This is a genomic window from Pseudomonas sp. GNP012, from assembly GCF_054343835.1.
On record NZ_JBTGUU010000001.1, the window covers coordinates 2,928,016 to 2,954,120 of the forward strand.

At 62.3% G+C, this 26,105-nt stretch carries 26 protein-coding genes and 2 pseudogenes; 9 read left to right on the plus strand and 19 right to left on the minus strand.

Annotation, left to right across the window (positions count from 1 at the left end):
• Window positions 1–2 precede the first annotated feature (2 nt).
• The 3 genes from glcF to yghX all read left to right on the plus strand — a co-directional run bounded on the left by glcF (window position 3) and on the right by yghX (window position 2,679).
• Window positions 3–1,220 (plus strand): glycolate oxidase subunit GlcF, encoded by a 1,218-nt coding sequence (gene glcF, locus ACXX83_RS13015; RefSeq protein ID WP_458548685.1) that lies wholly within the window; start codon window positions 3–5, stop codon window positions 1,218–1,220.
• 19 nt (window positions 1,221–1,239) lie between these two features.
• A complete protein-coding gene (locus tag ACXX83_RS13020) occupies window positions 1,240–1,641 on the plus strand; it encodes a heme-binding protein (RefSeq protein WP_458548686.1) in 402 nt (133 codons plus the stop codon).
• A 150-nt stretch (window positions 1,642–1,791) separates the two neighbouring features.
• Entirely contained in the window at window positions 1,792–2,679 is an 888-nt protein-coding gene (gene yghX, locus ACXX83_RS13025) for a YghX family hydrolase (RefSeq protein WP_458548687.1), read from the plus strand.
• 68 nt (window positions 2,680–2,747) lie between these two features.
• On the opposite strand, the gene ACXX83_RS13030 is transcribed toward yghX, so the two are convergent.
• Together ACXX83_RS13030 and ACXX83_RS13035 are read right to left on the minus strand one after the other, a co-directional pair.
• Entirely contained in the window at window positions 2,748–3,401 is a 654-nt protein-coding gene (locus ACXX83_RS13030) for a peroxiredoxin (RefSeq protein ID WP_007975239.1), read from the minus strand.
• Window positions 3,402–3,510: 109 nt separating this feature from the next.
• Window positions 3,511–4,455, minus strand: a complete 945-nt coding sequence (locus tag ACXX83_RS13035; RefSeq protein WP_458548688.1) for an aldo/keto reductase — start codon at window positions 4,453–4,455, stop codon at window positions 3,511–3,513.
• A 129-nt stretch (window positions 4,456–4,584) separates the two neighbouring features.
• On the opposite strand from ACXX83_RS13035, the gene ACXX83_RS13040 reads away from it, so the two are divergent.
• The 4 genes and pseudogenes from ACXX83_RS13040 (at window position 4,585) to ACXX83_RS13055 (ending at window position 7,793) form a co-directional block, all read left to right on the plus strand.
• Window positions 4,585–5,373 carry an alpha/beta hydrolase gene (locus ACXX83_RS13040; RefSeq protein ID WP_458548689.1) on the plus strand — a complete coding sequence of 263 codons (789 nt, stop codon included), beginning with the start codon at window positions 4,585–4,587 and terminating at the stop codon, window positions 5,371–5,373.
• Between the two features lie 117 nt (window positions 5,374–5,490).
• Window positions 5,491–5,778: pseudogene (locus tag ACXX83_RS13045) on the plus strand (hypothetical protein); the annotation flags it as partial.
• Window positions 5,779–5,879: 101 nt separating this feature from the next.
• A complete protein-coding gene (locus ACXX83_RS13050) occupies window positions 5,880–6,740 on the plus strand; it encodes a CAP domain-containing protein (RefSeq protein ID WP_458548690.1) in 861 nt (286 codons plus the stop codon).
• Window positions 6,741–7,391: 651 nt separating this feature from the next.
• Window positions 7,392–7,793 (plus strand): GFA family protein, encoded by a 402-nt coding sequence (locus ACXX83_RS13055; protein WP_458548691.1) that lies wholly within the window; start codon window positions 7,392–7,394, stop codon window positions 7,791–7,793.
• Between the two features lie 121 nt (window positions 7,794–7,914).
• On the opposite strand, the gene ACXX83_RS13060 is transcribed toward ACXX83_RS13055, so the two are convergent.
• The 4 genes from ACXX83_RS13060 to ACXX83_RS13075 all read right to left on the minus strand — a co-directional run bounded on the left by ACXX83_RS13060 (window position 7,915) and on the right by ACXX83_RS13075 (window position 11,959).
• Window positions 7,915–8,547 (minus strand): Vgb family protein, encoded by a 633-nt coding sequence (locus tag ACXX83_RS13060; RefSeq protein ID WP_458548692.1) that lies wholly within the window; start codon window positions 8,545–8,547, stop codon window positions 7,915–7,917.
• Window positions 8,548–8,582: 35 nt separating this feature from the next.
• A complete protein-coding gene (locus tag ACXX83_RS13065) occupies window positions 8,583–9,803 on the minus strand; it encodes a helix-turn-helix domain-containing protein (protein ID WP_458548693.1) in 1,221 nt (406 codons plus the stop codon).
• Between the two features lie 333 nt (window positions 9,804–10,136).
• On the minus strand, window positions 10,137–11,219 hold the full coding sequence (locus ACXX83_RS13070; RefSeq protein WP_458548694.1) for a sterol desaturase family protein: 1,083 nt from the start codon (window positions 11,217–11,219) through the stop codon (window positions 10,137–10,139).
• Window positions 11,220–11,296: 77 nt separating this feature from the next.
• Complete coding sequence (locus ACXX83_RS13075) at window positions 11,297–11,959, minus strand: hypothetical protein (RefSeq protein ID WP_458548695.1); 663 nt, start codon at window positions 11,957–11,959, stop codon at window positions 11,297–11,299.
• Window positions 11,960–12,110: 151 nt separating this feature from the next.
• Between ACXX83_RS13075 and ACXX83_RS13080 the strand changes: the two genes are divergently transcribed.
• Window positions 12,111–12,482, plus strand: coding sequence for a DUF3302 domain-containing protein (locus tag ACXX83_RS13080; protein ID WP_217835550.1), 372 nt, complete (start codon window positions 12,111–12,113; stop codon window positions 12,480–12,482).
• A 3-nt stretch (window positions 12,483–12,485) separates the two neighbouring features.
• Entirely contained in the window at window positions 12,486–13,445 is a 960-nt protein-coding gene (locus ACXX83_RS13085) for an HlyD family secretion protein (protein WP_126046197.1), read from the plus strand.
• 127 nt (window positions 13,446–13,572) lie between these two features.
• Here the strand turns inward: ACXX83_RS13085 and ACXX83_RS13090 are convergent, their stop codons facing one another.
• The 13 genes and pseudogenes from ACXX83_RS13090 to ACXX83_RS13150 form a co-directional block, all read right to left on the minus strand.
• Complete coding sequence (locus ACXX83_RS13090) at window positions 13,573–13,698, minus strand: hypothetical protein (RefSeq protein WP_263986893.1); 126 nt, start codon at window positions 13,696–13,698, stop codon at window positions 13,573–13,575.
• A 1,308-nt stretch (window positions 13,699–15,006) separates the two neighbouring features.
• Window positions 15,007–15,843 (minus strand): IS3 family transposase, encoded by an 837-nt coding sequence (locus ACXX83_RS13095; protein ID WP_371916226.1) that lies wholly within the window; start codon window positions 15,841–15,843, stop codon window positions 15,007–15,009.
• Window positions 15,840–16,142: a transposase gene (locus tag ACXX83_RS13100; protein WP_458548453.1), complete on the minus strand. Its 303-nt coding sequence runs from the start codon at window positions 16,140–16,142 to the stop codon at window positions 15,840–15,842. Before ACXX83_RS13100 ends, ACXX83_RS13095 begins: the two co-directional genes overlap by 4 nt.
• A gap of 131 nt (window positions 16,143–16,273) precedes the next feature.
• Window positions 16,274–17,752, minus strand: coding sequence for an aldehyde dehydrogenase family protein (locus ACXX83_RS13105; RefSeq protein ID WP_458550199.1), 1,479 nt, complete (start codon window positions 17,750–17,752; stop codon window positions 16,274–16,276).
• 294 nt (window positions 17,753–18,046) lie between these two features.
• Window positions 18,047–18,529: pseudogene (locus tag ACXX83_RS13110) on the minus strand (NTP transferase domain-containing protein); the annotation flags it as partial.
• 27 nt (window positions 18,530–18,556) lie between these two features.
• Window positions 18,557–20,065, minus strand: coding sequence for an aldehyde dehydrogenase family protein (locus ACXX83_RS13115; protein ID WP_458548696.1), 1,509 nt, complete (start codon window positions 20,063–20,065; stop codon window positions 18,557–18,559).
• Window positions 20,052–21,119, minus strand: a complete 1,068-nt coding sequence (locus ACXX83_RS13120; protein ID WP_458548697.1) for an aminoglycoside phosphotransferase family protein — start codon at window positions 21,117–21,119, stop codon at window positions 20,052–20,054. The genes ACXX83_RS13115 and ACXX83_RS13120 overlap by 14 nt, the downstream gene beginning before the upstream one ends.
• 5 nt (window positions 21,120–21,124) lie before the next feature.
• On the minus strand, window positions 21,125–21,469 hold the full coding sequence (locus ACXX83_RS13125) for a cupin domain-containing protein (RefSeq protein ID WP_007976122.1): 345 nt from the start codon (window positions 21,467–21,469) through the stop codon (window positions 21,125–21,127).
• 204 nt (window positions 21,470–21,673) lie between these two features.
• Window positions 21,674–22,042 (minus strand): cupin domain-containing protein, encoded by a 369-nt coding sequence (locus tag ACXX83_RS13130; protein WP_053161121.1) that lies wholly within the window; start codon window positions 22,040–22,042, stop codon window positions 21,674–21,676.
• A complete protein-coding gene (locus ACXX83_RS13135; protein ID WP_458374401.1) occupies window positions 22,035–23,318 on the minus strand; it encodes a nucleotide disphospho-sugar-binding domain-containing protein in 1,284 nt (427 codons plus the stop codon). The genes ACXX83_RS13130 and ACXX83_RS13135 overlap by 8 nt, the downstream gene beginning before the upstream one ends.
• A gap of 32 nt (window positions 23,319–23,350) precedes the next feature.
• On the minus strand, window positions 23,351–24,430 hold the full coding sequence (locus ACXX83_RS13140; RefSeq protein ID WP_007976116.1) for an ABC transporter ATP-binding protein: 1,080 nt from the start codon (window positions 24,428–24,430) through the stop codon (window positions 23,351–23,353).
• Entirely contained in the window at window positions 24,423–25,229 is an 807-nt protein-coding gene (locus ACXX83_RS13145; RefSeq protein ID WP_458374400.1) for an ABC transporter permease, read from the minus strand. Before ACXX83_RS13145 ends, ACXX83_RS13140 begins: the two co-directional genes overlap by 8 nt.
• Window positions 25,226–26,086: an ABC transporter permease gene (locus ACXX83_RS13150; protein WP_007987087.1), complete on the minus strand. Its 861-nt coding sequence runs from the start codon at window positions 26,084–26,086 to the stop codon at window positions 25,226–25,228. Before ACXX83_RS13150 ends, ACXX83_RS13145 begins: the two co-directional genes overlap by 4 nt.
• Window positions 26,087–26,105: the final 19 nt, after the last annotated feature.

A 26,105-nucleotide genomic window follows, 5' to 3' on the forward strand; every position in this document is an offset into this window, starting at 1 on the left:
CCATGCAGACGACCCTGAGTGAACGCGCCAGCCAACTGCCCCGCGCCGCAGAAGCCGAAAGCATCCTGCGCACCTGCGTGCACTGCGGCTTCTGCAATGCCACCTGCCCGACCTATCAATTGCTCGGCGATGAACTGGACGGACCGCGGGGCCGCATCTACCTGATCAAGCAAGTGCTGGAAGGCAATGACGTCACGCAAAAGACCCAGCAACACCTGGATCGCTGCCTGTCGTGCCGCAACTGCGAAACCACCTGCCCGTCGGGCGTCGACTACCACAACCTGCTGGACATCGGTCGCGCGGTGGTCGATGCGGCGGTGCCGCGCCCGCTCGGGCAGCGCCTGTTGCGCGAGGGATTGCGCCAGACCGTGCCGCATCCGGACCTGTTCAAGAGCCTGGTCAATGGCGGCCAGGTGTTCCGCGCACTGCTGCCGGGCACCCTGCAAAGCAAATTGCCGCGCCATGCACCGCCGGCCAAGCCGCGCCCCATGACCCTGCGCGAGCGTCAGGTGCTGATGCTCGAAGGCTGCGTGCAGCCCGCCCTGTCGCCCAACACCAATGCCGCGGCGGCGCGGGTGCTGGACCGGTTGGGAATCAGCGTCATCGCGACCCGCGAAGCCGGTTGTTGTGGTGCCGTGGACTACCACCTGGACGCCCAGGACGCCGGCCTCGAACGCGCCCGGCGCAACATCGACGCATGGTGGCCGGGCATCGAAAAAGGCGCCGAGGCGATTGTGCAGACCGCCAGCGGTTGCGGCGCCTTCATCAAGGACTACGGCCATCTGCTCGCCAGCGACCCGGCCTATGCCGACAAGGCGAAAAAGGTCAGCGAACTGGCCCGGGACCTGGTGGAGGTGTTGCGCGACGAGCCACTGGAAAAACTCGGGATCCACGCCTCGCAGCGCCTGGCCTTCCATTGCCCCTGCACCTTGCAGCACGGGCAGAAACTCGGCGGCGCCGTGGAAGCGCTGCTGAGCGGACTCGGTTTCAACCTGACGTCCGTGCCCGACGGGCACCTGTGCTGCGGCTCGGCAGGCACCTATTCACTGACCCAGCCCGAGCTGTCGCGACAACTGCGCGACAACAAGCTCAATGCCCTGGAAAGCGGCCATCCCGAGATCATCGTCACGGCCAACATCGGCTGCCAGTCGCACCTCGACGGCGCGGGCCGGACCCCGGTGCGGCACTGGATCGAACTGGTCGAAGCCGCCCTGCCTTAACCGAATCCCGGAGATGCCCATGAACCGCAAAGCCGTGCTGAGCCAGACCGAAGTCCAGCAGATCCTTGCCGCCGCCCGTGCCGAAGCACAGGCCAATCAATGGGCGGTGACCATAGTGGTGGTCGATGACGGCGGTCACCCGCTGGCCCTCGAACGCCTCGACGGTTGCGCACCGGGCAGTGCGTATATCGCCACCGAAAAGGCCCGCACCTCAGCCCTCGGGCGGCGCGAATCGAAAAGCTATGAGGACATGGTCAATGGTGGACGCTACGCTTTCCTGTCTGCACCGCTGCTGACTTCGCTCGAGGGTGGCGTGCCGATTGTGTTCGATGGCCAGGTGATTGGGGCTGTCGGGGTGTCAGGCGTCAAGGCCGAACAGGATACGCAGGTGGCGAAAGCCGGTGCGCAGTGCCTGAAATGAGGTTTTAGCCTCACCCTTTACCCCCTGTGGGAGCGAGCCTGCTCGCGAAAGCGGTGTGTCAGAAACCTGGATACTGAACCTGACGCCGTCTTCGCGAGCAGGCTCGCTCCCACAGGTTTCGTGTTCAACCAGCCGAGAGGAGTTGCACCGATGACCCGTCTAACTGCCAAAGACTTTTCCCCGCAACTGCTTGAGTTATACGACTACTACGCCCACGGCAAGATCAACCGCCGGGAGTTTCTCGACCGCGCGGCGTTGTTCACCTTCGGCAGCATGACCGCCGGCGCCCTGCTTGCCGCGCTAAGCCCCAACTACGCACTGGCCGAGCAAGTCGAGTTCACCGACCCGGACATCATTGCCGAGTACGTCACTTACCCTTCGCCCAAGGGCCACGGCCAGGTACGGGCTTATCTGGTGCGCCCGGCCAAGGCCACCGGCAAGGTGCCGGCGGTGGTGGTCGTGCATGAAAACCGCGGGCTCAACCCGTACATCGAAGACGTGGCCCGGCGTGTGGCCAAGGCCGGTTTCATCGCCCTGGCCCCGGATGGCCTGACCTCAGTCGGCGGTTATCCCGGCAATGACGACAAGGGCCGCGAGCTTCAGGCCACGGTCGACCCGCAAAAGCTGATGAACGACTTTTTCGCCGCCGTCGAATGGATGATGAAACACCCTGCCGCCACCGGAAAAGTCGGCATCACCGGGTTCTGCTACGGCGGTGGCGTGACCAATGCCGCCGCCGTGGCCTATCCGGAACTGGGCGCCGCCGTGTCGTTTTATGGTCGTCAGCCTACGGCCGAGGAAGTGCCCCGGATCAAGGCACCGGTGATGCTGCACTACGGCGAGCTGGATACGCGGATCAACGAGGGCTGGCCAGCCTATGAGAAAGCGTTGAAGGCCGGGGGCAAGACCTATGAGGCCTACATTTATCCGGGCGCCAATCATGGTTTCCACAACGACTCGACGCCGCGTTATGACGAGGCGGCGGCGAAGTTGGCGTGGGAGCGGACGTTGGGGTGGTTTAAAAAGTATCTGGTTTGAAGTCCTGGGCCAGCAGGGCCGGCCTCTTCGCGAGCTTGCTCGCGAAGGCGGTTTCAGGGCTGCCGAGGTTACTTCGGCTGAGCCACCGTCCGCAAATACGGCTTCAGTGTCTTGAAGCCATCCGGGTATTTCTTCTTCGCATCTTCATCAGACACTGAAGTCGGGATGATCACATCCTCACCCGGCCGCCAGTTCACTGGCGTGGCAACGGTGTGCCTGGCATTCAGTTGCAGAGAGTCGAGCAGACGCAGCACTTCATCGAAATTGCGCCCGGCGCTCATCGGGTAGATCAGCATGGCCTTGACCTTCTTGTCCGGGCCGACGATGAACACCGAGCGCACCGTGGCGTTGTCCACTGCCGTGCGCGCGCCGCCGCTGGCATTGGGGTGGATCATGTCGTAAAGCTTGGCCACCACCAGGTTTTCATCGCCGATCAGCGGATAGTTGACCGCACAGCCCTGAGTCTCGGCGATGTCGCCGACCCAACGGTTGTGGTCGCTGACCGGGTCGACGCTGAGGCCGATGACCTTGGTGTTGCGCTTGTCGAATTCGGGCTTGAGTTTGGCCAGGTAGCCCAGTTCAGTGGTGCACACCGGGGTGAAATCCTTGGGGTGGGAAAACAGGATGGCCCACCCGTCGCCGATCCATTGGTGAAAATTGAGCGTGCCTTCGGTGGTTTCGGCGGTGAAATCCGGTGCTTCATCGCCAATGCGGATAGCCATGTTCGATCTCCTTGCAGTGATGGACAGGGACGCCGTCAGGGCAACGAATGCGCTTTCAACGGCATGGACGCGGACAGTATAGGAGAGGTTGCGCAACTCGCCGGCTGCGCTAGTCCACCAGCGCAATCAGCTGCTGACGCTGGGCATCGGTCAGCATCGGGCCGAAACCGGCCCGGGCATTTTCCGCCATGTAGCGCGGGTTGCCGGTGCCCGGAATCACGCAGGTCACCGCCGTATGCGACAACAGGAACTTCAGTGCCAGTTGCGGCCAGCTCTTGACCCCGACTTGCGCCGCCCAGCCTGGCAGCGTTTGGCCTTTCAGTCTGGCCAGCAGGCCGCCACCGCCGAACGGCCGATTGCAGATCACCGCCACGCCCCGTTCACGGCACAACGGCAGCAAGCGTTTCTCGGCGCCGCGATCATCCAGGGCGTAGTTGATCTGCAGGAAATCCACAGGCTCGGCCTTGAGTACCGCTTCCACTTCGTCGTAGGCCGACGCGGTGTAATGGGTGATGCCGATGTAGCGGATGCGCCCCTGTTCTTTCCAGTGGCGCAGCGTCGGCAAGTGCGTCTGCCAGTCCAGCAGGTTGTGGATCTGCATCAGGTCGATCCGGTCGGTCTGCAACAGGGCGAAGGATTGTTCCATCTGCGCGATGCCTTCTTCGCGCCCGCGGGTCCACACCTTGGTGGCCAGGAACGCCGGCGAGCGCGGCTCATGGATCGACAGCAGTTCGCCGGTGGTCTGTTCGGCGCGACCATACATCGGCGAGCTGTCGATCAGCTTGCCACCCTTGTCGAACAACGCATCCAGTACCGCGGGCAAGTCCTTGTAGGCCGGTTGCGAGGGCTCGACGTCGAATCCGCGATAAGTGCCCAAGCCTACGATCGGCAAGGACTCGTTGCTGGAAGGAATGGCGCGAGTCTGCATGGTCTTGCCTCCTGTTCCCGTCGACGGCGCGGGTTGCGCGCCCACCGGACCGAACGTGAAGACCGCCGAAGCACCGGCAGCCAGCGTGAGTATTGCTCTACGGGTGTAACCCTCAGGATGGCTCATAAAACGCTTCTCACCAGTCGTTCGGGTTCGGCCTGTTGCACCGACACCGCGGATAACCCGCGCCCAGGGTCGATTGACTACACTCACAAAGCCCTGCGGCGCCAGCCACTTTCAAACACCGAGCCGTCAATGCCGCCCACTAACGTTAGTCGAATGTCGCGCACCCTGGTGTTGCTCGTCGTCATCGTCGCTGCGTTGTACCTGACGCTGTGCGTGACGCTGTTCGTGTTTCAGCGGGCGCTGATCTATTACCCGCAACCGCGCGCCGTCGGCGCAGCCGGGACGCTGCTCACCCTGCCGGTCGCCGACGCACGGGTGCTGGTGTCCATCCGGCCGCACCAAGGCCCGAATGCGCTGATCTACTTTGGCGGCAATGCCGAAGACGTCTCGCGCAACTTGCCCGGGTTCACCCAGGCGTTCCCTGACTACGCGCTGTATCTGCTGCATTACCGGGGCTTTGGCGGCAGTTCCGGCTCGCCCTCCGAAGAGGCCATCGCCCGCGATGCCTTGACCTTGTTCGACCAGGTGTATGCCAGCCACTCGCATGTGGCGGTGGTCGGACGCAGCCTGGGCTCGGGTGTCGCCGTGCGCCTTGCCAGCCAGCGCCCGGCCGCACGATTGGTATTGATCACGCCCTACAACAGCCTCGCGGGGCTGGCCGCTCGTCAGTTTGGCTGGTTTCCGGTGCGCTGGTTGCTGAAGGACAAATACCCGTCCTGGCAGTACGCCGCCCGCATCACGGTGCCGACTCGCCTGATTGCCGCCGAGCATGATGAAGTGATTCCGCGTTCGAGCACCGAGCGCCTGTTGAGTCATTTCACCAAAGGCGTGGCGTCGTTGCAGGTGATACCGGGTACGGGGCATAACTCGATCAGCGAAAGTCCTGAATACTTAAAGGCGCTGGGGGATGGGTTGTAACGGCCACACCGGTCTTTGTGGCGAGGGGGCTCGCCCCCGTTCGGCTGCGCAGCAGTCGCAAACCCGAACAATGCATTTGCCTGAGTAACCGCGATTGCAGGGTTTGGGGCCGCTTCGCGACCCAACAGGGCGATGCGGCGTTTCGACAAGCCCCCTCGCCACTATCAGCTACTGGCCAGCGTGCTGATCGATGAAGTCGCCGCCATCATCGGCCCCGAAGCCCTGGCCTCGCTGATGCGCAGTATGGGCCGCGAACTGGACCTGGCCTTGATCGGCGCGTTGGGCGGCGGCGAAGTCCAGCACAGCGAGTGCATGGTCGCTTCAGGCTGCGACCGAGCGAGCACCAGGATCCCGTTTAAACAGCGCACCCCGCCCTACCCTTCGTCGGACGCCTCGGCGGGATGACAGGCACTGCTTGTCCGCCGTGAACCTTGTGTCGAGACACCAGTCATACCCTGCGTTTTTCCCCACTCCTTTCGTCGTCATCTCATTCGAGTTGTCCGTTCATGCGCCAAACCGTCGTTGCCTTGCGCTTTTCTTCGCTGTGCCTGCTTCCCCTGCTCCCCGTTTTTGCAAGCCCCGCCCACGCCGATGGGCAACGGCAACTGGTCGACGCCATCAACGACTACCGCGCCCATCCGCAACGTTGCGACCGGCGCCCCGCGCAACGCTTGTCACCCCTGACGCTCAAATCGAACCTGGCCTTGCCCGTTGGCTATGGCGGTGGGTTGCGGGATCGGTTAAAAGCTTCCGGCTATCAGGCGACCATGGTGCGTTCTATCCGCGTGGTGGGTGCACGGGACGCCGAAGAAGCCTTCGATATGTTCCAGGACGAACACTGCGCCGCACTGCTCGACAACCAATACGCCGATATCGGCGTCAGTCGCGCCGGGAGCGAGTGGCAAGTGGTGCTGGCGCGGCCGGTGCTCGACCGGCAAACCGCCGATCCTCGCAGCGCCGCCCAGGCGTTGCTGGCGCAGGTCAACGCGGCCCGGGCCAGGCCGCGCCTGTGTGGTCGCCAGCGCTTCGCCGCCGCGCGGCCGCTGTCCTGGAGTGCGGCCTTGGGTTCCGCAGCACAAAATCACAGCAAGGACATGGCCTACGGCAACTACTTCGCCCACCAGGACCGCGACGGTGACATGCCCGCCGACCGCGCCAGGGCTGCCGGCTACCGTGGCCGCCAGATCGGTGAAAACATCGCCGCCGGGCAAGGTTCGCCGAGCAAGGCCATGGCCGGTTGGCTCGCCAGTCCCGGGCACTGCGCCAACCTGATGAACCCGATGTTCACCCAGGTCGGTGCCGCGTACGCCGCCAACGCCCGCAGCGACAACGGTGTTTACTGGACGATGCTGTTCGGCGCGCCTTGATCCGCCGGCCAGACCCACTTTGCGGGCATAGAAAAGGTTCTCGACGGGAAACTGTAGGAGCCAGCCTGCTGGCGATGGACTCAAGTGCGCCGCGTTCATCCAGATCACACGCGTTATCGTTAACGACCATCGCTGGCAAGCCAGCTCCCACAAGGGGCCATGCCCACGCTGAAACTGTAGGAGCCAGCCTGCTGGCGATGGACTCCAGTGCGCCGCGTTTATCCGGTTCACACGCGTTATCGTTAACGACCATCGCCAGCAAGCCGGCTCCTACATCGTGAAAAAACCAAGGCATTAAAAAGCCCGCACTGGGCGGGCTTCGTGGGTGAGTACAAGTAGGTGGCCGGTGCTGGTCTCCGGCTTACAAGGTTTATCAGGCCTCCCACAAAAGAGTCGTGAAACCGTAATGGAACTCTTCTGCTTCACACGGCATAAGGGCTGGATCCCAGCGCGGGGATCTTTCTAACCGTGTACCCTTCGGAACGCGCCCCACGTCTCCTTGCTATCCTTTTGCGCATCAGTCTGCGTCTTCACCTACAAGGTTGAGGATAGCAAAACAGGGACGATTGCCAACCGGGCTTTTAGACCGATTTCGACCAGCAGAAAACATGGCAGGACGGAAAAATACTATCGAAAAGGAGATGGCATTTCATGGATGAGTTTCACCGAGGCAGTTGCCTCTGCGGCGCCGTCAAATTTCGCGTGTCGAGCGAGTTGAAAGCTGTCACCCATTGCCATTGCAGCCAGTGCCGAAAGAGCCATGGAGCTGCGTTTGCGACCTACGCGAGCGCGCCCGCCTCGGCGCTGTCGATCATGACCGGCACTGACTCGCTGATGGCGTATCAATCGTCCAAAGGTGTCACGCGGCAGTTCTGTTGCCGCTGCGGATCTTCGCTGTTCTGGACTGACTCGACAGGCGCGTTTTCCGAGTGGGTTTCGATTGCCCTCGGCTCGCTGGATACGCCGCTACGGACACGCAAGCAAAAACATGTTTGCGTCGGCTCGAAAGCGGATTGGTACGAGATCAGCGATCAGCATCCACAGACGGACTGAGTGGTGGGAGCGGGCTTGCTCGCGAAGGCGGTGTGTCAGGTAGCATCAATGTCGTCTGACACGCCGCCTTCGCGAGCAAGCCCGCTCCCACAGGGTAAGTGGGTGTAAACAGATCCGTGCTTCACGAAGGCCGACGCACCACCCTCACCTTGCCGCTTTCGCCGCCACCGCAGAACAACCGCTCGCCGCCGTCGGACTCCAGTCCCGACACGCCGACGCCTTCCGGCAGCCTGAGGCTCTCGAGTACTTCACCGGTTTGCGAGTCGATGCGCCGCAACTCACTCTCGTCGCCCTCCCAGGTGCCATGCCACAGCGAACCTTGCACCCAGGTCACGCCGGTGACGAAACGGTTGGATTCGAGGGTGCGCAGGATCTTGCCGGTCTCGGGGTCGATCTGGTGGATCTTGCGTTCGCGGTACTGGCCCACCCACAACGTCCCTTCGGCCCAGGTCAGCCCCGAATCAGCGCCGGCGCCGGGGGCCGGAATCGTCGAGAGGACGCGGCCGGTGCGAGGGTCGATCTTGTGGATGCGATCGTCGGCGATCTGGAACAGATGCTTGCCATCGAACGCGGTGCCGGCATGGGCAGCGACATCGATCGCGCCCAGCAGCTTGCCGCTTTCCGGGTCCAGGGCGTTGATTTTGCTGTTGCTGGCGAACCAGACCTTTTCGCCGTCCCAGGTGACGCCGCACACATGATCGACCTCGGCAAACGGGCCATATTCACGAATGACTTCAGCAGTTGCGTGTTTCATCTGGCAATCCTCAACGGGGGTTGGTGGCGTTCATCCTAGCCACCGGGCAGCGGCGCCGGGAGTAACAAGGTTGTCGCGAATCCCGGCACGGGCGGCGTCATCCAGCGCCGCGCGCGGCCTCGACCAAACCACTGCACCTTGCCCTGCTCCGCCAGCGTATCGAGCGCACGCTGCACCGTGCGCTGGCTGGTACCCAGCGCCAGGGCCAGGGCGGAACTCGACCACGACTCGCCATCGGCGAGGCAGGCAAATACCGCGGCATATTTTTCCTCGACCGGTTGCGCCAGTGTCACCACCTCCGTGCACACGGACGTTTGCAAGGCAAAACCCCGGGGCGTCGCGATGACGCCGGCCAACGGCTTGAGCGCTTTACGCAGCCGGCCGATTTCCACGCGAAGCCGGGCACGATGGGACTCATCCGAGAGCTTCAGACGGAACGCCCGGGCGATCAGCGTTTCCCGCGCAACATCGGCGGGCCAGGCTTCGGCCAATGCGCGGGCGAGCATGAACAGGATCGGCCGCGTCGCGAGCGACACCGACATGCCGCAGCCCCGCACAACATACCGGCAGGCGTCCACCACCAGCGACGTTGAACCGAGCAAGGCTTCGACTTCATCGAGCAGCAGCGCGCGTTCCTCACCCTGGGCAATCAGGCGTGCCGCGGGTGCGTCGAGCAGGCGCGCAACCTGTTCGACTTCAGCGATCAGCGCGGCAATCCCCGACTGACCGGCAGCCAGCCCGGCTCGCGTCAACGCGTCCCGTGCCGCGTTCGATTGCAGGCGGCGAATGGCGATCCCCGCCAGCACCAGTTCATGGGTGGCGCGCAAGGCCGGCGGCAAGGGGCCGGGGTCGAGACTGGCCAGCAACTGCTGCGCCTCATCGAGCTGGCCGATCAACAGCAAACGGCGGATCTGCAGATGCCGCGCATGAGCGGCATTGACCCGGTCACCGTGATTTTCAAGGGTGACCCGCGCTGCCTCGAGCGCCTTGACCGGCCAGCCGAGATCCCGCGAAGCCAGGGCGATTTCGGCCTCGGCCACCACGCATCGGGCACGGGCCAGCACTTCCCTGGGCGCAAAGGCTCGGTGCGCGCGCTTGACCAGCGCCCGGGCGCGCACCAGATCGCCCAGTTGCGCCATGGCGATACCGCGCAGGGCCAGCGCCGGCGCATCGTCGCGCAAGGCCACGCGGTCCAGTGCCCCCAGCGGATTGCCCGCCGCCAGCGCCTGGGCGGCGGCCGTGATCATCGAGTCCATCGAAATCCCGCCACGCTTGTCACTCCCACCGTTCGATACCCGGGTTTAGTCTAATTCACGACCTTTCACCAGGAGCGTACAGCGATGAACACGCACAAAACGCGGGAGGCCTGGACGGGTTGTGGAGCATGTACCAATGGCTCGACCGCGCGTCCAGGGGGGTGCAATTAAACAGGGCCCCGGAATGATCACGCCGGAGGAATCGTCGCCAACATACCGATCAAAATGGTCAACAGCAGAAAACCGCCGAGAAAAATCGTCATCTTGGCCATGCGGCCTCCCACACTATGAATTGGCGGTACAGCGGGCGCCGAGTGCTGCCGTACCGGAGATTTATTGTGGGCTGGTGGCTGTATCCGTTACAGAGGCAGATTGCACCGAAAAATACGGATCAGATGCGCTTTCAGGCTGTGCTTTCGGGCGTTTTGCACAGAGAAGTTTGCGGGCGATGTCCACAAAGGGCGTGACGATCAAACCCTTCATCGTCAGGTAACGCTCGTGATCCTGTTCCCCGGTGCCGAAGGCGATGACCTCGGGCGTGGACCGGGTGACGTACAGCGTGCCGAACATCCAGTCCCACAGCGACAGGTTGATGCCGAAGTTCTTGTTGAAGTGTCGTGGCGCGTCGCTGTGATGAATCTGGTGTTGCGCCGGGCTGCTCAGCACCCGTTCGAGCACCGGCCCGAAGGACAACCAGACGTGGCTGTGACGCAGGTTGGCCGCCAGGCAATTGAAGATGAACACCATGTAGGTCACGCCAAACAATGTATAGCGGCTGATCTCTCCCCCGCAGGCGTACCAGAAGACACCGGCAAAGGCGCCGATACAGATGATGTCCGTGAGCTTTTCGACCACTTCTTCCAGGAAGTGCACGCGACTGGCCGTCGCCGGCACCAGCACGGGCGCCGAATGATGGACTTTGTGGAAGGCCCACAGATACCGCGAATGAAACGCGCGATGGCCCCAGTAATGGCTGAAATCCTTGACCAGAAAAACGCCCAGCCCATAGAGCAGGGTCAGCGCCAGGTGCTCCTCCACTTGCGTGCGCGCGCCCCACAGCCGGGTGAAGAAGGCGATGTAGTCCGCCGAGCGCAGCACGTACGGATCGACCAGACCGACGATGGGGAGTACCAGGGCAACCTTGAGGATGGCGAGTACGAAGTAATAGCGGTAGTCGAGCAACGCCGAGCGGTGCAGGTAAACCCGGCGGCCGCCGATGAACTGAACGAAGGAGCGCGCGTCGGTCAAACCCCTGGATTTACGGTACCGGAACAGGCAATAAGCAACGCTGTAAGACATGCAGAGAAAGGATAGACCGAGTCTGCCGTTGAAGTCGAAAATGCCCAGGAACTGCCGGGTGACCGGCTCGATGACCCACTGGGATAAATAAAGATGGATTGCGGCAAGAACATCCATACCGGACTGCCCGACGTAAATGGAAGGGCGATTGTAAATGAGAATGAGTCTTTAGTGTGCTGAATTATGTCCCGTTATCAGCCGCCCAGCGCAATGATCGCAAGGATCAACACACCTCCCGTAGCGGCCATGATCACCCCTCCCTGCCACTGCGTGGCGCCAGCGTATCTGGCGAGCATCCAGCCTGCGATGAACAGCACCACGAGGCCGATCAGGTTGGACAAGCGGATGGCGAGCGCCGTCTGGTCGAGCAGTATGAACGGCACCACCAGCGGAAAGGTCGAGCCCACCACCAGCAGGAAAACACCGAACGCGCCCCTGAAGTCGTTCCAGCCGAGGCCGGCCCTGATCGGCAAGGGCGGCTGTTCGAGCAGCCGTCGGCGCAACAGCTCCAGGCCCTCGCTGCCGGCCGCCGTCGCGAATTGCAAAGGCAACACCTGCGCCACCAGCGCCTGACCGGCCGCGGCGTCCGCGCCATTGCGCAGGGCCAGGTACAGCTTGATCCTGCGCGTGCGCTCGACCAGTGCGCGCAACAGGTACATGACCGCATCGGCCAGTCCCCAGGCGAGATTGCAGCCGAGCGCAGCGATCATCATCGTGCGTTCGGCGGCCTGGTCTGCCGTGGCCACGCTGATGGTGCCGGTGAACGTCATGGCCATCAGCAGGCCGAAGATCACCTCGGTAATGCGCTCGACAGGGTCAAGTACAGGCGCCCTCTCGAATTGATCATTGCCTGGCATGAATTCACCTCCCCCTGGGCTGCCTGCACGATACCGGTCGACGCTTCGGCCAGGCACCGGTTGCCCGGGCTGGATATCCGCATCCCCGTCAAGTGTAGATTGAACGGCTACACTCATGCGCACACGTTACCTGCTTCAAGAGGAGTGGTTCATGCTTGATTACTTCGCGCTGGGCCTGCTGATCTTTGTCGGGCTCGTCTTGTTCTACGGGATCATCCTGCTCCACGACATCCCCTATGAAATTGCCGTCCACCGCAACCACCCTCACCAGGATGCAATCCACGCCACCGGCTGGGTCAGCCTGTTCACCCTGCACGCGCTCTGGCCGTTCCTGTGGATCTGGGCGATGGCCTATCGGGAGGACCGGGGCTGGGGTTTCAGTGACGGACACTCACCCAAGAGCCATGTGGTTCACCTCGAACAACAGGTCGCCGAACTGCAAGACCGGATCGAGCGCCTCGAGGCAGCAACGGGTACGGCACAGAGCAGACGGCCAACGGACAATCTCGGCGAGGGCATTTGAGCCATGGATCTCTTACTCATACTGACGTATGCGGCACTCTGCGTTGCCATCTTCAAGATCTTCCGCATCCCCCTGAACAAATGGACGGTGCCCACGGCGGTGCTGGGCGGGATCTTGATTATCGGCGCGCTGATTTTCACCATGAACTACAACCACCCCTACTCCGAGGTGGCGCGTTCCTATTTCGTATCGGTTCCGGTGATTCCCGTGGTCAGTGGCCAGGTGATCGACGTTCCGGTCAAGACCAACCAGCCCCTGGAAAAAGGCGATGTGCTGTTTCGCATCGACCCCGCGCCTTTCGAGTACCGGGTCAAATCCCTCAAGGCACAGCTGATTGCCGCCCAGGCCGATCGTGTGCGGATCACCGAGTTGATCAAGCGTAATTTCAGCACTCAACGGGAACTGGATATGGTGGTTGCCCGGACCGACGACCTGAAGGCACAACTGGACAACGCGCAGTACGAACTCGACAACACCACGGTGCGCGCACCGAGCAAAGGCTTCGTCACCCATGTTTCGCTGCGTCCGGGCATGATGGCGACCAAATTGCCGCTGCGCCCTTCGATGGTGTTCATTCCCGCCGAGGGGCATTACCTCTCGGCGTGGATGCGGCAGAACAGCCTGTTGCGCCTGACCGAGGGTGATGAGGCCGAAGTCGCTTTTGACGGCATTCCCGGGAGGGTGTTCGAAGGCAAGGTCAAAACCGTGGTTTCGGTCATCGCCGAAGGCCAGATTCAACCTTCGGGCACGCTGATCGGTTTCACCGGTTCACCACCGGCCGGCCGGGTACCGGTGATCATTGAAATCACCGACCCCGACTATGCCCAGTACGCCGACCTGATGCCCGGTGGTGCCTACGGCCAGGCGGCGTTGTACAGCCAGCATTTCCATCACATCGCGATGATGCGCAAGATCCTCCTGCGCATGGCTGCCTGGATGAACTACATCTTTCCGTTCCACTAACCCGCTAGCGTCGGCAACTGGCTCCCTTGAATGGGGTCAGTTGCCGGTTCAGCGAACCGGCCTGGTCGCGCAGTTGCAACGACTGATCGAGCAGGCTGCGGATCGCGGTGCTTGAGGGGATACGACGCTAGAGAATCCAGTTGAGCAGCAGGTGCGAGGCAATCCAGGGCGACGCCTGAGTCACCGCCCATGCCAGCAGTGCGCACACGAACAGGTAGCCCGCAAAGAACTTGAACATCGCGCGGTTTCCCATGCAGCCCTCCCGGCTTTACAGCCATACCGGGCGTTCAATGCGAATGCGTAACCATTACGATGCGCGTCTCACCCGTAAAGGATTCGATCGCCCGAATGGTGTGCAGTTCCATAGGCCGGGTAATTCACAGGCTTGCTCACCCGTTTGCATTCGACCTGACCCGTCATCGACAGGTCAGAGCGCTCAAAGGGTCAACTCCATCGTCAGTACGGCGGACAACGCCAGCATCATCAGCAACGCGATAAACATCAGACTCAACTGAGCGAACTGCTTATAAATGTGTGTCGATCTTTTCGTGGTTAGAGCAATGGATTTAGTCGTGGAAGCCATCACCAGTTCTCCCTTTGCCGCCGTACATGTAATAGCTCTCGCGAACAATTGGCTGGGCTGGCCGTCGGTGGCGACCTGAATGATGTCTGCACGTTGGGTGCAAGCGCGTTATCAGCCCGTGACGTGTTCCGGGAAGGAGCATCGTGCAGGGCGGGCTTGACCTGAGCAGTAAGGCGATGGCGTTGCATGCTGGCGTCGCTGGCTTCATTTTTCACCCCTCGCGTCATACCGAATCAGGCGAGCCCCGCCGTCTCCATGATGTCCGGGACGAAAACTGTTGCGGGTACCAAGGGGTTAAGCAACGAATGAGCCATCACTAGAGGGCCAAGAAAAAGTCCAAATTAATGAACAAGCTGTTTAACGGTGTGCCAGGCGAGACGCAAGTTTGGTGAAAAAGGCCCAGTCAGGTGGGTGTAATAACCCATGTGTGGGGATATCCGCGGCCCTATTTCTGTAGGAGCGAGTTTGCTCGCGATAAACCCGAGAGCGCCGCGGGGCACCTGCCAACCCGAGTTATCGTTGACGACCATCGCGAGCAAGCTCGCTCCCACAGGGTTTGTGTTTTCGCCGGCGGCCAATACCATCTGTAGGAGCGAGCCTGCTCGCGATAAACCCGAGAGCGCCACGGGGCACCTGCCAACCCGCGTTATCGTTGACGACCATCGCGAGCAAGCTCGCTCCCACAGGGTTTGTGTTTTCGCCGGCGGCCAATGCCATCTGTAGGAGCGAGCTTGCTCGCGATAAACCCGAAAGCACCGCGGGGAACCTGCCAACCCCGCGTTATCGTTGACGACCATCGCGAGCGAGCTCGCTCCTACAGGGTTTGTGTTTTCGCCGGTGGCCAATGCCATCTGTAGGAGCGAGCTTGCTCGCGATAAACCCGAGAGCGCCGCGGGGTACCCGGCAACCCGCGTTATCGTTGACGACCATCGCGAGCAGGCTGAACTGGTCAACTAATTTTGGACACCAGTTACGGTTTCATGCCGCCAGCTTCTCCATAGCTACCGGCGACCGGTAGTCGTTGTAGCTATGGAGCCTGACGTTGTTGTAACGCATCACATAACGCTGCACATCCACCCGCGCCTCATGTTCCGAGCGGTAGCCATCTTCTGGTACCCACTCTGACTTGAGGCTTCCAAAGAAACGCTCCATCGGAGCGTTGTCCCAGCACTCACCTTTGCGACTCATGCTTTGCAGGAGGCCATGTTTGCGCATTTCTTTCCTGAATTTATGACTGGTGTATTGGCAGCCCTGGTCAGAGTGAAACAGCACCTCTTTTGGCCGGCCTCGCAGGTCGACCGCCATCCGCAACGCTTCGCAGGTCAGCGTGGCATCGGAAATCATCGAAAACGACCAGCCCACGATCCTGCGGGCAAACAGATCCAGCACCGCCGCGAAATACATCCAGCGCGTGCCGACTTTGATGTAGGTCACATCGCCGCACCACACTTGGTTAACCGCCGTGACATCAAACTTGCGCTTGAGCACATGCGGCGCCACCAGCGCCTCAACGCCGGAAGATTTGTACTTGTGCCGCCGCCGTTGATGACTGGCAACACCGGCTTCGCGCATCAAGCTACGAGCCATATGGCGCCCGACACGGTGCCCCTTGGCTTGCAGTTCCTTGGACAGGGTGCGAGACCCGGCGGACGCTCTGGATTCCTTATGATGCTTGACCAGCACGGCCTTAAGTTTCTCCCGTTCAGGATTCACCTTGCCCTGGCGCTGACGCCAGGCGTAAAAGCTGCTGCGGGTGACTCCAAACGCCCGACAGCAATTGTTAACGCCGTACTGCTCGTCCAGCTCATTGATCAGCGAGAATGATCTTTGGAGTCCAAAAGCAGGAGAGCACTGGCCTTTTTTAGGATTTCAATGTCCAGGTCTTTTTGCCTGAGCAACGCTTTGAGCTGCTGAATCTCCCGCTGATCGGCGGTGATTGCCTTGGCCCCCAACGGGGTCGAACCCAAGCGTTCTTTGCGAACCTGGTCGACCCAACGGCGCAAGGCCGTAGGGCCAATATCCAAACTGGCACAAACATCGGGAACTGACTGGCCCTCGTCCAGCACCATGCTGGCGGCCTTGAGTTTGAACTCACTGGAATAAGATTTACGCATATCCAAACACCTCAGATTTGGGCGCCATCATAGCGCCCGATTGAAGTGTCCAAAATCATTAGGCCAGTTCAGGCTCGCTCCTACAGGGTTTTGTGGCCGATACCCCCTGCGGGGCACCTGCCAACCGGCGTTCACTTCAGGTACCACCCCCAGGGTTCGCCGTTGTAGCGGGTGATCTGCTTGGTTTCCAGGTAGCTGTTGTAGCCCCACTCACCCAGCTCGCGACCGATGCCGCTCTGCTTGTAGCCGCCCCACGGCGCTTCGACGAAGGTCGGCTGCGAGCAGTTGACCCACACGATACCGGCGCGAAATTCGCGAGCGACCCGTTCGCAACGCGGCATATCCCGGGACATGACCGCTGCCGCCAGGCCGAACGGCGAGTCATTGGCCAATCGGATCGCTTCGGCTTCCGTGTCGAAGGCGCGCAGGCACACCACCGGTCCGAAGATCTCCTCACGCCATACCGAGCTGTCTTCGGGGACATCGGCGAAAATCGCCGGCGTCAGGTAGTAACCCTTTTCCAGATTGCCCGGCCGCCCACCGCCCGACACCAGACGAGCGCCCTCTTGCTGACCGGCTGCAATGGCCGCCAGCACCTTGTCCAGTTGCCCCTGACTGACCAGTGGCCCGAGTTTCACCCCCTCCTCGAAACCCTGGCCGATCTGAATCTGCTCGGTCGCGGCAATCAGGCGTTCGAGCAACGCCGGGTACAACCCGCGCTCCACCAGCACCCGCGAAGTGGCTGAACAGACCTGGCCCTGGTTCCAGAAGATCCCGAACAGAATCCACTCCACGGCGGCTTCGATGTCGCTGTCGGCGAAGATCACGAAGGGTGATTTGCCGCCCAGTTCCAGGCTGATGTTTTTGATATCGTTGGCAGCCGCCTGCATGATCTTGCGCCCGGTCGGTACGCTGCCGGTGAAGGCGACTTTGTCGACATACGGGTGTTTGGCCAGCGGCGCGCCCGCCTCGCGTCCCAGGCCCGTGATCACGTTCAGTACCCCGGCCGGCAGGCCTGCCTTGTCGGCGATGCCGGCCAGTTCGAGGGCGGTCAACGGGGTCAGCTCCGATGGTTTGAGCACTACGGTGCAACCCGCCGCCAGCGCCGGGGCAACTTTCCACGAGGCCATCAGCATCGGGAAATTCCACGGGATGATCGCCGCGACCACACCGACCGGTTCCTTGATCACCGATGACGTGAAGCGCGCATCCGGCACATCGATCGCCTGTTCACCCTGTTGATCCGACTGCTCGGCCAACCCGGCATAGAAATCGAAGCAACCGGCAGTGTCGGCGATGTCCCATAACGCTTCCGGCAATGGCTTGCCGTTGTCGCGCACTTCGATGGCGGCCAGTTCGTCCTGACGATGGCGAATGCCCTCGGCGATACGGCGCAGAACCTCGGCCCGTTGCGCGCCCGACCAGCGTGGCCAGTCCCCCTCATCAAACGCCGAACGCGCGGCCGCCACCGCCCGGTCGACGTCCTCGAACGTGGCAGAGGCAACCCGCGCCAGCACCGATTCGTCACTCGGATCGAGCGTATCGAAAACACCGCGTTGAACCGGGGCAACCCACTCACCGCCGATGTACAACCGTTGATAGTCACCCATGGGGCACTCCTTGATACTGCGCTGCCGACGCTGCTGGTACAGCTGTTGGGCGGCCTGCAATTGCTCGCGGTCATTGACCCCGAGCACGTCGGTTTCCTCCACTTCCACGGCAGTCACCATCAGCCCCGCCTCGTTGGCCAGCGACACCGCATCGGTGAGGTAGTACTCGCCCTGGGCGTTGCGGTTGCCGATACGCTCCAGCAACCACAGGCAGGTATCTGCCCGCAGGCCCATGACGCCGCCATTGCAGAAGTTGATGTCCAGCTCCTGGGGGCTCGCATCCCTGGCTTCGCGGATCGCCCGCAACCGCCCCTGCTCCACCAGCAGCCGCCCGTAGGGTCCCGGCCGCTGGGTGTGAAAACCCGCCACCGCCACCGCCGCGCCGTTCATCAACGCCCTGCGCAAGCGATTCAAGGTCTGCGGGGTGATCAGGGGGGAGTCGCCAAACAGCACCAACACACAGCCCTGTTGCTGCGCCTGCAAGGCCGGCCGGGCGGCAAGTACCGCGTGGGCCGTGCCCCTTTGTTCGTGCTGGGTAAACACCTGTGCCGTCGGTGCGACTTGCTGCAGGTACTCAGCCACCTGCCCGCCGCCCGCGCCCACCACCACCACCGCCCGTTGCTCGATACCGGCAGCCTCCACCGCCGCCAGCACATGGCCGAGCAGCGGCCGGTTGCCCACCGGGTGCAAGACCTTGGGCAGCAGCGACTGCATCCGCTTGCCCTGCCCGGCCGCAAGAATCACCGCCAGCGTCGACCCGCCCATGTTGTCGGTCATCACGATCCTCCTGTGTGCATCCGGGTTTCAGGCCGGATCGCGATAGAACACATCGTCGGCATACGGATACCACCAGTCCTGAATCTTCGGCTGGTGATCGATGATGACCATTTTCGAGCGGCGGAACGCTTCCAGCCCCTGACGCCCGAGTTCACGCCCAAGGCCGGACATCTTCCAGCCGCCGAACGGCAGCGCATCGTTGTCGATCAGCGGGTTGTTGACCCAGACCATCCCCGCTTCCAGGCGCTCGGCGGCCTCCATGGCTTCGGCCAGGTCCGTGGAAAACAGCGAGGCCCCTAGGCCGAATGGCGAGTCGTTGGCCAGCCGCACCGCCTCATCGAAATCGCTGACCCGGCAGATCGCCGCCACCGGGCCAAAGCACTCTTCCTGAAGAATCGCCATGTCAGCGGTCACGCCGGTGAGGATGGTCGGCTCATAGAACCAGCCGACCGTCTGCTGGGGTGGAATCCGCCCGCCACACACCACTTTCGCGCCCTTGGCCACGGCGTCATCGACCAGGCGCATGACTTTGTTGCGGGCCGCTTCGCTGACCATCGGCCCGATCTCCGAACGTTCCAGGCCATGGCCGATGCGCAGGGCGCGGGTGCGTTCAGCGAACTTCGCGACAAATTCGTCATGCACCTCGTCCACGACATACAAGCGCTCGGCCGAGGTGCAGATCTGCCCACTGAGATGGAATGCAGCCGTCACTGCACCCGCCGCCGCGACATCCAGCGGTGCATGTCTGGAGATGATCAACGGATCGCTGCCACCGGCTTCGATGACGCAAGGCTTCATCCGTTCGGCACAGGCCACGGCCACCGCCTTGCCCGCCGCGACACTGCCGGTGAAGGCCACCGCGTGGGTCTGCGCCGACTGCACCAGCAACTGCGCGGTCACCGCATCGCCCGGCACACACGAAACCAGTCCCGGCAACAACGCGCTGAAATGTTCCATGAACTTCAGGGTGCACAGGGTCGTGGCTTCCGCCGGCTTGATGATGCAGGCATTGCCCGCCGCCAGCGACGCGGCGACCGTCCAGCACATCAGCAGGATCGGAAAGTTGAACGGCATGATGTGCACGCTGACGCCATAGGGCTCGTAGCGCACATGCTGGAAGGAACCGATCTGCGTGGTGCCGGCGACCTTGCCGGCATCGTCCCGGGCCATTTCCGCGTAGTAGCGAAAGATCGGCGCGCAGTTGGCCAGTTCGCCCATGGCCTCGGGAAACGGCTTGCCCATCTCCAGGGTCATCAGGCGTGCGACTTCGCGGTTGCACGCCAGGTTCTGTTCGATGGCATTGGCCAGTTGATGCAGGCGCGCGGCGCGGCTTTTCGCATCCACCAGGCGCCATTGCTTTTGCGCGGCGGTGGCGGCATTGATGGCGGCTTGCACATCGGCTTCGCCACACACGCCGACTTGCCCGACCGGTTGCAGGGTCGCCGGATCGAGCACCTGGCGCACGCGGCCATCGCTCAGCGGCAGGAACTCGGGGTTGATGAAACGCAAGGCAGAATCGCAGTTAAACGTGGCCATGGGATGATCCTTGAACCAATCGATAAGGGGTTTGACGCAATGTCGCCAGGGTCGTGGCGGGCAGTTCTTCTCGCCAGCCCGGCACGTGCCGGTCGAGCCACTGGCGCAGGGGTGCAAAGGCCTCCGCGTCCAGCGCACGGACAAACAGACCCAGGGTGCGCGGCAGGTGCGCCAGGTAACCGTGCTTGCCGTCGCGGCCGGCCAGGCGCACGAAAATCCCCAGCACCTTGGCGTGACGCTGGGCGGCCAGGCGCCGGTAGTCTTCGAGAAAACGCAACGCGTCCAGCTCCGGGCGCTGCAACAGATAATGGCTGATCAGTGCCTCACGCAACGCCTCGGGCACATCGCGTCGGGCATCCTCGAGCAGCGACATCAGGTCATAGGCCGCCGCCCCGGCCAGGGCGTCCTGGAAATCCAGCAAGCCGCAGGCGGCGACCCCTTCGCGGCCTTGCAGCAGCATCAGGTTGTCGACGTGAAAGTCGCGCAACACCAGGGCTTCGCGGCGCTGGGCGACGTCACCACAAGCCTCGGCGAACAACGCCAGATACTCATGGCGCCGGCCCTGTGCCGCCTCTTTGCCGATCAACAGCGGCACGTACCAGTCGATAAACAGCGCGCACTCGTCCGCCAGTCGCTGCTCGTCATAAGGCGCCAGTTCCGCCGCGGGCGCTGCGCGATGCAAGGCCACCAGCGTATCGACCGCCAGGTGATACAACGCCGACTCCGAATGCCCGGCCAACAGCAGCCGGGTGTAGGTGTCGTGACCGAAATCCTCGATCAGCGCCAGCCCCGCCTCTTCATCTACTTCCAGCAAGGCCGGCGCAGACAGGCCCAGCCCTTGCAACTGCCGGGCGATCCGAACAAACGGGCCGATGGGTTCGCTATGGGGTGGCGAATCCATCAGCAACAGGCCGGCGCCGTCCAGGCGGAAATAACGCCGGGTCGAAGCATCCGCCGGCAAGGCCACCAGCGGGGCCCCGGCGAAACCGGCGCGTGCCAGAAAGGCGGCGCGCTGGTCTTCACGGGTTGGCAATGACGCCAGTGCATCAGTCATGGCAGTCACCGGATCATGTAGACCTTTTTGATGGTCTCGTGGACGGTGCACACACCCTTCCAGTCCTTGCCGAAGAAGGCGGCGGTGTCGGGCTTGATCTCGATCACTTCGCCGGACTCGTGGACATACGTGCAGCGGCCTTCGAGGAAGTGGCAGAACTCGTCGCTGGTGACATGGCAAAACCATTTGCCCGGGGTGCAGATCCAGATGCCGCATTCGGACTGGCCTTCGGGGCCTTTGTGCAGCACCACGCCGGAAACGCGGGATTCACCTTCGAGCATGGTCGGGATCACGCCCCAATCCTTGACGTCGGTGATGCTCAGCGGGTCGTACAGAAACGGGGTAGTCATGTGTTGCTCTCCAATAAATCAATTCAAATGAACGATCAAAAAGCCTGTGGCGAGGGAGCTTGCTCCCGCTGGACTGCGCAGCAGGCCCTGCTTTTCAGGGTAAGAGCTGGGGGGCAGCTTCGCTGCCCAACGGGAGCAAGCTCCCTCGCCACAGGTTCAGTGTCAGGTCCAGTGTCAGTGTCAGGTTCAAATCCGGTGTCAGGCTCAAGCCAGCATGTACACGTTGCGCAGGGTTTCCCGGACGTCGCATTCACCGGTCCAGCCGGCCGGGAACAGCACCAGGGTGTTCGGGCGCACTTCGATCACCTCGCCATTGTCGTTACGGTAAGTGGCGTGCCCGGCAATGAAATGGCACAGCTCGTCCCGGGGAATCGACAACCGCCAGCGCCCGGGGGTGCACACCCACAGTCCGGTTTCCGGGCTGTTGTTCGGGCCCTTGAACAGCAAGCGGCCGCTGGAATGCGAGACGCCTTCGACGGCGTCGCTCTGCACGCCCCAGTCCACCAGGTCGGTGCGGCTGCTGACGGCTTCGAGGTACGGCGTGATACCCGCCGTGGTGGATGAATCAGGCATCGTTGAGCACCTTGTCGAGAATCGCGGCCGCGTCTTGCGGTCCTTTGCGAGATTGCATCTGCGCGCTGGTGCGCTGCAGGCGTTGGCGCATGGCCTCGTCGTTGAGGCAGGCGTGGAGTTTTTCTGCGAGCTGCTCTTCGCTCCATTCGTAGCGGTCGAGCTTGAAACCGTGGCCGCTTTCTTCGGCGCGCATGGCGTTGTCGTGGCCGTCCCAGACGTAGGACATGACGATCGCCGGTTTGCCGAAGAACAGGCACTCGGTGAAGCTGTTGTTGCCGCCGTGGTGGATCACCGCGTCGACCTGGGCGATCACCGACGGCTGAGGGAACCAGTTGGAAATCTGCACGTTGTCCGGCAGGTCGGTGTATTCGTCCAGGTGCTCGCCGACGTTGAACAACGCCCGGTAAGGCAGCTTGCCCACCGCCTCGATCAGGCGCTTGAGCAACTCGACATCGCCGGAACCGAGGCTGCCGAAGCTGGCGTACAGCAGCGGCTTGTCGTTGTGGGCACGGAACGGTGGAATCTCGTACGGCGTGTCGTGACGCACGCAGCCTTGCAGGTAATGGAAACGCTCCGCCGGCAGCGGATGGCGGCGGTCGAACTTGACCGCATCCGGGTACAGCAGCAGGTTCATGAAGGGCGAGGCTTCAAAGAAGGTCCCCAGCGGATAAGGCGCTTCACCGTGGGCCTGGAGGAACTGGTTGAAGTCCTCGTGGATCGGCCCCACCACTTCCTCGAAGCGCTGGCGAAATTGCGCGTGGCCGGCCTTGTCATCGATGCTCATGCCCGACAGGTGCGGCGGGATATCCGGGTCTTCGATCTCGTTTTCCGAGCAGGAAATGATCCGCACCCACGGCTTGCCGTATTGCTTGATCGCCGGGAACAGGATCACGTTGTCGACGCAGATCAGGTCGGGCTTGACCTTGTCCAGCACCGCCGGCAGATCCTTTTGCGCCCACTTGGCGGTTTCGACGATGGCTGCCCAGCATTCCTTGACGTAATTGTCGATCTGCTCCAGCGGCGACTTGCGAAAATTCGGGATGTGGCCGTTGATGAAGTCGACCCAGTAGCGGGCCATCTCTTCGGCCGGCATCGGTGCCGACATGTTGACCATGTGCTCCTCGAAACCATACCCGGCGTAGACACCGCTCATGCCCGGGTCGGTGAGGAACACCGCTTTATGGCCCAGGGCTTCACAGGCCTGGGCGATACCCACTGAGTTCAGCGCCGGGCCGTAGGCGGCTTCGGGAAAGAATGCGATCACTTTCTGTTTCATCGAGTGCTGCTCCTGCCTGGTCTTTTTATTGTTCAGCGTGTCAATACGCGGGCATGCCGGGCTTGCCAGCCCAGCCGGATGGTCGTGTCGATTGCAAAATGGGCGAATTCAAACTGTGAGGACGGCACGCGCACGATCAACGGTTTGTCGCTGAGGGCTGTCTGCACGTGCAGGTTGGTGTCGAGGCCGTGGTAGGCGACTTCGACGATTTTTCCGCTGACCTGATTCGGGCAATCGCTGCCCTGCTCCGTGAGCACTTGCAGGCGTTCGGGGCGCACCACCACGGCGACGGACTGGCCGGACACCAACGGCGCGTCGGTTTCCACGCTCAACTCCTGGCCATTCACGCGCACCGAGTGCTGGCCCGAGCGCACGCCTTCGAGCAGGTTGCTGACGCCGATGAAGTTGGCGACAAACCGGCTGTTGGGGTTCTCGTACAGCTCCGACGGACTGCCGCACTGGCACACCTTGCCGCCGTCGAGCACCGCCATGCGGTCGGACATCACCAGCGCTTCTTCCTGATCGTGGGTGACGATGATGAAGGTGATGCCGCTCTCGTGTTGCAGGCGCTTGAGTTCCAGCTGCATCTTTTCCCGCAGCTTCTTGTCGAGGGCGCCCAAAGGCTCATCGAGCAATAAAACCCGTGGCCGTTTGACCAATGCCCGAGCCAATGCCACGCGCTGACGCTGGCCGCCGGAAAGCTGATCGGGTTTGCGCTCGGCAAGCTCACCCAGTTGCGCGGTGCTCAGCACTTCATCGACCCGCCGGCGGATTTCGCTTTCCGGCAGGCGCTCCATTTCCAGGCCGTAGGCGATGTTCTTGCGCACGGTCATGTTGGGGAACAGCGCATAGGACTGGAACATCAGGTTCAGCGGACGCTTGTTGGCCGGCAACGGCGAGATGTCATTGCCGTCCAGGTAGATGCAGCCACCGCTGGGGGTCTCGAAACCGGCGAGCATGCGCAGCAGCGTGGTCTTGCCGCAGCCGGACGGCCCGAGCAGCGCGAAGAACTCGTTCTCGCGGATGCTCAGCGACACCTCGTTGACCGCCAGGCCGTTGCCATAAGACTTGCTGACCTTGTCCAGGATCAGTACCGCAGATGAATTATTCATGGGTGCGAGGAGCCTTGTTGAGACGCTGCGAAGCCAGCAGCGCGGTGATGCTGACCAGCATCACCAGCGTCGCCAGAGCGTTGATTTCCGGGGTGACGCCGAAGCGGATCATGGCGTAGATCTGCATGGGCAACGTGGTCGAAGCCTGGCCGGAGCCGGAGTTGAAAAAGGCGATGATGAATTCGTCCACCGACAGGGTGAACGAGAGCAATCCACCGGCCAGCACGCCGGGGAAGATCACCGGCAACAGCACCCGGCGCAAGGTGGTGAACCAGCTCGCACCGAGGTCGATCGAGGCTTCGAGAATCGAATAGTCGAAGTGCTTGAGCCGCGTGCGCACCACCGCGCAGACGAAGGCGATGTTGAACACTGCGTGGCTGATGATGATCGAGTGCAGGCCCAGGCCAACCTTGAGCAGGTTGAAGAAGCTCAGCAGCGCAATCGCCAGCACGATGTCGGGAATGATCATCGGCGCCATCAGCAAGGTATCGACCACCTGGCCCTTGTCATTGCCCTTGCGGCGCAACTCGATGCCCAGCGCGAGGAACGTGCCGAGCACGCAGGCAATGAAGGTCGCCGACAAGGCGACGATCAAGGTGTTGAGCGCCGCCGACAGGATCGCCGTGTTGTGCGCCAGTGCCGCATACCACTTCAGCGACACGCCGCCCCAGGCAGTGGGCAACCCGGACTTGTTGAACGACAGCAGGATCAACACCAGGATCGGTATATAAAGGAAGGCGTACACCAGCCCCAGGTGCGAACCCAGCACGGTGGTGCTGACAGAACGTGGCTGACTCATGAGCGCGCCCCTTCTGCACGACGGGCCACCAGGGCCTGGATGAACAACAGGATCAGCATGATCGCGATCAGGAAAAAGCTCAGTGCGGCGCCGAACGGCCAGTCCCGCGCCGTGAGGAATTGCGAATAGATCAGGTTGCCGACCATCTGCACCTGCTTGCCACCCAGCAGGTCGGCGGTGATGAAGTTGCCGATGCTGAGGACGAAGACAAACACCGCACCGGCGGCAATCCCCGGCACGCTCAGCGGCAGGATGATCCGGCGAAAGGTCATCCAGCCCGAGGCGCCGAGGTCTTTCGAGGCGTCCCACAGTTCGTTGTTGATCCGCGACAGCGACGAGAAGATCGCCAGGATCACAAAGGGGATGTAGTTGTAGACCAGCCCCAACACCACGGACGACTCGGTGTACAGCAGGCTGATGGGTTCGCCGCTGTAGCCGAACACTTGCAGCAGGCGGTTGATCAGGCCTTCGCGGTTGAGCAGGACGATCCAGGCGTAGGTGCGGATCAGGTAGTTGCTCCAGAACGGCAGCATCACCAGGAACAGGTACACCGCCTGGCGCCGCCGTGGCGCCCGGGCAATCGCATAGGCCGCCGGGTAGCCGATCAACACCGCGAACACCGTGGCCAGCCCGGCGATTTTCGCCGACTTGAGCAGGATGCCCAGGTACAGCGGATCGAACGCGCGCTGATAGTTTTCCCAGGTGAACAACCAGTCGATGCCACCGTAGGCACCGCGTTCGACGAAGCTGTAGACCAGCACCAGCAGGCACGGAATCACCAGGAACATCAGCAGCCAGCCAAAGCCGGGCGCAAGAAGCCAGGCCGACAGACGCCTGTCAGCATGCAAAGCACTCATTAACCCTATCCTCCCGCCT